Annotated in this window: 5 protein-coding genes and 1 tRNA gene; 1 reads left to right on the forward strand and 5 read right to left on the reverse strand. The window is 68.7% G+C overall.

Annotated features, from left to right (window positions below):
- Positions 1-139 precede the first annotated feature (139 nt).
- The gene (locus ETD96_RS40795; RefSeq protein WP_138641835.1) at positions 140-628 is read right to left on the reverse strand and encodes a YajQ family cyclic di-GMP-binding protein; all 489 of its coding nucleotides are present in this window, start codon (positions 626-628) and stop codon (positions 140-142) included.
- 113 nt (positions 629-741) lie between these two features.
- Between ETD96_RS40795 and ETD96_RS40800 the strand changes: the two genes are divergently transcribed.
- Positions 742-826: transfer RNA gene (locus ETD96_RS40800), tRNA-Tyr, on the forward strand.
- Between the two features lie 139 nt (positions 827-965).
- On the opposite strand, the gene ETD96_RS40805 is transcribed toward ETD96_RS40800, so the two are convergent.
- From ETD96_RS40805 to ETD96_RS40820, 4 genes are all read right to left on the reverse strand, one after another.
- Complete coding sequence (locus ETD96_RS40805) at positions 966-2,336, reverse strand: tyrosine-type recombinase/integrase (RefSeq protein ID WP_138641836.1); 1,371 nt, start codon at positions 2,334-2,336, stop codon at positions 966-968.
- Between the two features lies 1 nt (position 2,337).
- On the reverse strand, positions 2,338-2,550 hold the full coding sequence (locus ETD96_RS40810; RefSeq protein ID WP_138641837.1) for a helix-turn-helix transcriptional regulator: 213 nt from the start codon (positions 2,548-2,550) through the stop codon (positions 2,338-2,340).
- 343 nt (positions 2,551-2,893) lie between these two features.
- The gene (locus tag ETD96_RS40815) at positions 2,894-4,462 is read right to left on the reverse strand and encodes a hypothetical protein (protein WP_138641838.1); all 1,569 of its coding nucleotides are present in this window, start codon (positions 4,460-4,462) and stop codon (positions 2,894-2,896) included.
- Positions 4,459-5,253: a bifunctional DNA primase/polymerase gene (locus tag ETD96_RS40820; RefSeq protein ID WP_138641839.1), complete on the reverse strand. Its 795-nt coding sequence runs from the start codon at positions 5,251-5,253 to the stop codon at positions 4,459-4,461. The genes ETD96_RS40815 and ETD96_RS40820 overlap by 4 nt, the downstream gene beginning before the upstream one ends.
- Positions 5,254-5,370: the final 117 nt, after the last annotated feature.

Raw genomic sequence — 5,370 nt, forward strand, 5'->3', positions numbered from 1 at the left:
ACCGGATCGCCCGCCTGGAGCGCATGGCCGGCCCCCGCTGAAATCCGCCCGAACCATCCCGGCCGCCGCCGCGTCATAACACACGAGAGCGCGCCGGCCCCTTTCTGCGGGGGATGGGGCCGACGCGCTCCTCAAGCGACTACCGGTAGTTGACGAACTGCAGCGCCACCTCGAGGTCCTTGCCCTTGAGCAGCGCGATGACCTGCTGCAGGTCGTCCTTCTTCTTCGCGCTGACCCGCAGCTCGTCCCCCTGGACCTGGGCCTTCACACCCTTCGGCCCCTCATCCCGGATGATCTTCCCGATCTTCTTCGCCTCGTCCTGCGCGATGCCCTCCTTGAGCCCCACGCTCAGCTTGTGCACCTTCCCCGAAGGCTTCGGCTCCCCGGCGTCGATCGACTTCAGCGAGATCCCCCGCTTCACGAGCTTGTCCTTCAGCACGTCCAGCACCGCGTTGGCCCGCTCCTCGGTGTTCGCCTGGATCTCGATCGACTCACCCGACCACTTGATCCCCGCGTCCACGTTCCTGAAGTCGAACCGGTTGGCCACCTCCTTGGCGGCCTGGTTCAACGCGTTGTCGACCTCCTGCCGGTCGAGCTTGCTGACGATGTCAAAGCTGGAGTCGGCCACGGCCCACACATCCCCTCAGCAGCAACTTCCCGATCCACAGAGCGTATCGACTCCCCACCCCGCCTCGATGTCACACCCACTCCCGCGGTCCGCTATTCTTTCAACGACACCACGGCGGGTTGCCCGAGTGGCCAATGGGAGCGGACTGTAAATCCGTCGGCTTAGCCTACCCAGGTTCGAATCCTGGACCCGCCACCATCACGTAAAACAGCCCCTGACCAGCTACAACGCGGTCAGGGGCTGTTCTCGTTCGCTCCCGGTAGGTCCCGACTGTTCCCAGCGATTGCCGGGTGTTCACGGGACAGTCACGGGACACTCTGTGCGGGCTGTGACCTCCCTAGTCGCCGTCCTTGAGAGCGTCCTCAATACGGCCGTTCCACATCTGCTCATGGCCGTCGATGCACCCGGCGTAGACCCGTAGCAGCACATCAACGCCATGCCCAGCGCGGCGCGCGACCTCGGGCGCCGGGACGCCGGCGTTCAGAGCGAGTGTGACGCCGCTGTGGCGGAGGTCGTACGGCCGTCCGGCGAGCGGAGAGGCCACCTGCGGGGGTGTGAGCGCGTTCTCTCGGGCCGTCTGCCAGACGCGCCCGTAGACGCTCTCTGAGAGCGGCCCGCCGCGCCCACCGGAGAACAGACGCCCATCCGGCGCCGTCCCGTGCTCGTCCAGGTGGCGACGCAGCAGCCGGACGAGTTCGGGCGGGATTGGGACGGGGCGAGCGATCTTCTTTGCCCGGTGCTTCAACTGCCGTTCCTCGTGACTCGTCCCGGCGTCCGTCCATTCCGAGCCGACGCGGGGCGAGTTGCCGGTGAGCAAGAGTTGGCCCCACCCTGATTCCGGCAGGTCGATGCAGTCCCCCTTGCGAAGGACTTTCGCCTCGCCGGGCCGCATGTAGGCGTAGTACAGACAGCCGTAGAACGCCGTGAGTTCGGGCCGCTTGGCCTCAACCGCGGCCAGCAGTGCGCGGACCTGCCGAGGCCGGGCCACAACGTTCCGGTTGACCTCCTCTGCGATGGCGGGGGCTTTCCAGGCCACGCGGTCGATGGGGTTCGCCGGCAAGATGTCGAGTTCTACGGCGTAGTTGAGCGTGCCGTAGAAGATCGCTCGCTTCCTGGCCACGGTCTTCGCCGCGGCGGGCTTGCCGTCCATCTTCAGGGCGATCGTGTCGAGTGCCGAGCGGATGAGTTGGGACCTCTGCTCTTTCTCGTTGAGGGTGACCACCCTCAACGAGTTGTCCTGAACCCACTTGAGCGCGGCGGCCTCCTGACCGCTCAGCTTCGTCGTCTCGCGGCGAACCTTGTGGAACGCCCACCCGTAGAGCGCGGCGCGTAGAACCTTGTCGTCCGGCTTGCCGCGCTTGGTGGTCACCAGGACCGGTGTGACGGTCGCGAGAGCATCGGCGATGCCGGTCCGGGACTTGGCCGCGGCGTGCGGCCACTTGAGATCAACGAACCGGCAAGCGAGGTCGTACCAGGTGACGGAGAGTTGAGCGCGGACCATGGACTCGGGTAGGCCCGTGTCCGTGTCGAACCCTTCTCCCTTCCTCGCCGCTTGCATGAGCTTGGACCGGTAGTTATCGGCCAGCGCCCGTTCGGTGAACCACTTCGAGGTCTCCTTGCCGGCCACCGTCCAGCGGACGCCGTGACCGCGCTTGCGGTTCTTCTTCCTCGCCAGCTCCCAAATGCTGACGTCATGGGAGTAGGCCACTTCAGACCGTCCCCGCAACCTCGGTGCGGGTCGAGAGCCACGCGTTGAGGTCGTTGCGGTGAACGCGAATGCGTCCGTTCGGCAGCTTGATGCACTTCGGGGCCGTGCCGAGCGTCCGCCAGGTGTCGAAGGTGCTACGGGACACGCGGAGTTCGGCGAGTACCTCGGCGAGCGTGAGCAGGTTGGACGGCGCGGCGGGATTCCGAGCGGCCATTCGGGGGTCCTTCCTGGACGTGATCGGTTGGTCGGAGCGGTCCGGCGGTGTGCGTGGTGGCTTGGGTGCCGGTCCGGTGTGCTGCTGTGTGGGAGGGGCTGAAACATCTCCGCATCTCCGCATCTCCGCACTTGGGCGGGTGACCTGCGGTGATGTGTGCGGAGATGGGTGGGGCGGGGCTCTGGCCATCTCCGCATCTGGGGATCTATCTCCGCAGTGGTTGCGGAGATGCGGAGATGGATGGTGGCCGGTGGTGGTGATCTCCGCAGGTATCTCCGCAGGTCGGTGGAGGGTTTGCGGCGTTGCGGAGATGCGGAGATGTTTCAGCGGGTTTCGGGTCGGGTCACTGCTCATGGTGTTCGACCCAGAAGACGTTGCGGTCGCCGCGGTCGTGCTTGCCGGAGCGGATGACGTAGTCGCCGCGCCAGCGTCCGGTCTGTCCGGTGAGCAGGCGTCCGAGGGCCAGCGCGTTGGGCAGGCGGCCGGTGTGGGTGGTGATGAACTGGCCTTCCCACCGGTCGTGTTCGTCCAGGCCGATGCGGTCGGGTTCGCCGGAGCGGCGTAGTTCGGCGGCGGTCATCGGTTCGGAGCCGTGCAGGTGGTGCCAGCAGGCCAGGAACGCGCGCCAGCGGGTTTCGTCCTCGTCGATGTCGCGCACTTGCGCGGCGTTGGCCAGGAACCCGTCTATGCCGTGGTGGGCCAGGAACCCGCCGAGGGCTTGCGCCCACGGGGTGAATTGGCGCATCGAGACCGTGTCGGCGCGGGGTGCGCCGGTGCGGGTCCAGTCCAGGACCAGCACCAGCAGGTTCCACAGAACGGTGAGCTGGTTGCGCGGGTCGGTGATCCACTGGTCAAGGTGGGGGATCCCGAACCGGGATTGGTCGCGTTGTTCGGGGCGGGGCATGTTGGGGTCCAGGTGCACCCGGACGGTGCGGGAGGCCATGTCTCCGCCTACTTGGAGGTTGTTGCCGGTGGCCATCCATAGCCGGTCGTTGACGGTGGCGATGTTGCGGGACGCTCCGAGTTGCCGGTCGGACCACACGCCGGCGGTGACCAGGAGTGCGAGGGTGGCGGAGTCGATGACGGTGCCCTCGGCGAGGTTGTCCCACACCACGACGCCGACCTGTTCGGCCAGCACGGCGGTGATGGACTTGCGGAGTTCTTCCTCGGTGTAGGCCCAGGGCATCACGCGCTGGCCGTAGAGCATTCCGGGCCCGCCGGTCAGGATCGATTTCCCGGACGCGGGCATGGTCGCGTCGATCAGCGCAAACGGGGTCAGGGACCGGGTGAAGTGCCGCAGGATCGGGGTGACCAGCAGCGCCACATAGTTCGCCCGATCGGCGGGACTGGCCCACGGGAAGTCGCGCAGGAACCGGTTCAGCACGAAATCGCGGGCTTGGCTCACCTGTTCGGCGGTGGGCCGGTCGGGGACGGGCGGCAGCGCGACCTTGGACGCCAGGTAAAGGCCGGTGGCACCGTCGTAGCCGGGGCGCTGCAGCAGGGTGCCGTCACGGCGCAGCACCGGCGCGCCGATCACGCCGCGCAGCGGTGCGAGGCCGGGCCAGGTCTTGCCTGCCAGCACCGAGGACAGGATGTCGCGGGGCGGGGTGATCTCTTCCTCGTAGGTCTCGGTGGCGCCGTTGCCGGTGCGGCGGGACCGGACCCGGTAGACGTAGGCGTGTTCGGCCAGCAAACCCGCGAGCGTGGCGGGGGTGACCGGGCTGGCGGTCACCGGCAGCGGCGAGTCTTCGTCGGCGGCCGGGGACGTCTGCCCGCCCGACACCGTCTCCATGTGCACCAGGGATCCGGCGGAGACGTAGGTATCGGGCAGGGTGCCGTTGGCCAGCTCGGTTTTCAGTACCCGGATGGTTTCGGGGCCGGACCCGACCTGCAGGTGGGGTTTGGTGGTCATGCGGGGACGCTCCTGGGGCGTTGGGTGCCGGTGCGGAACCCGGACCGGATGGTTCGGCGGGCGGGCATCTCAGCCAGTCCGGCGCGTACGGCGGCAGCGGTCAGCAGTTGCTCGGTGTCGTCGGGGTCCAGGGCGCCGCCGGCCACCAGTTGCCCGAGGGCGACGGCGGCGCCGTAGAGGGTGGCGTTGCGGCGCCCCTCGGGCGCGGCGGCGATCGCGTCCAGGCTGGCGGTGACCGCCTTGCCCAGGTAGGCGCCGCGGTGCCCGGTGGCCAGCGCCACGGTGACCGGGCGTTGCGGCGGCAGCGGCGCCGGGCGGAGCCGTTCGGCCAGCCATCCCGGCAGCGGCGCCGGCGCCGGGGTGTGGAACGGGACGTAGGCGCCGGTCCCGTCCGGCAGATCCACGAAGGATCCGGGTCCGACGACGTATCCGCCGTCGCCGCGGGTGTCGATTTTCCAGCCGAGCCCGTTGCCGTGCTCGCCTCCGGTGTTGGTGAGCCGGACGCCGGTGGGGGCGGTGAAGTACAGGTGGAAGCCGCCGCGCCGGGTGCGGACTTGGAAGGTCTCCAGCGGCATCGCCTCGCCGGCCTGTTCGCACACCAGCGCGAACACGTCGGCGCCGTCGTTGACGCCGGGCAGCGCCCACCGGGGCGGCGGGTGCTCGCCGGGCTTGGGCATGTCCAGGTCGATCACCAGCAGGCGGGACGGGCCGCAGGCGATGCCGATGTTGTAGGGGCGGCGGGCCCATATCCGCCGGATCGCGTCGGGGTCGGTGGTGGCGGTGCTCGGCATCACCAAGTCCTACGCGGCGGCGTTCGCGCCGTCCGTCCGCGTGAACACGTTCGCGCCGGGGTTCATGGAGACCGGCGCCACGCTGGAGCGCGAGGACTGGAAGTCCGGACGCCGCGA

Origin of the sequence: Actinomadura geliboluensis (assembly GCF_005889745.1) — a bacterium.
Lineage (GTDB): Bacteria > Actinomycetota > Actinomycetes > Streptosporangiales > Streptosporangiaceae > Spirillospora > Spirillospora geliboluensis.

Coding starts and splice junctions, on each gene's coding strand:
- ETD96_RS40810 (WP_138641837.1), bottom strand. CDS start 2,550: ATGGCCGCTCGGAATCCCGCCGCGCCGTCCAACCTGCTCACGCTCGCC.
- ETD96_RS40815 (WP_138641838.1), bottom strand. CDS start 4,462: ATGACCACCAAACCCCACCTGCAGGTCGGGTCCGGCCCCGAAACCATC.
- ETD96_RS40820 (WP_138641839.1), bottom strand. CDS start 5,253: ATGCCGAGCACCGCCACCACCGACCCCGACGCGATCCGGCGGATATGG.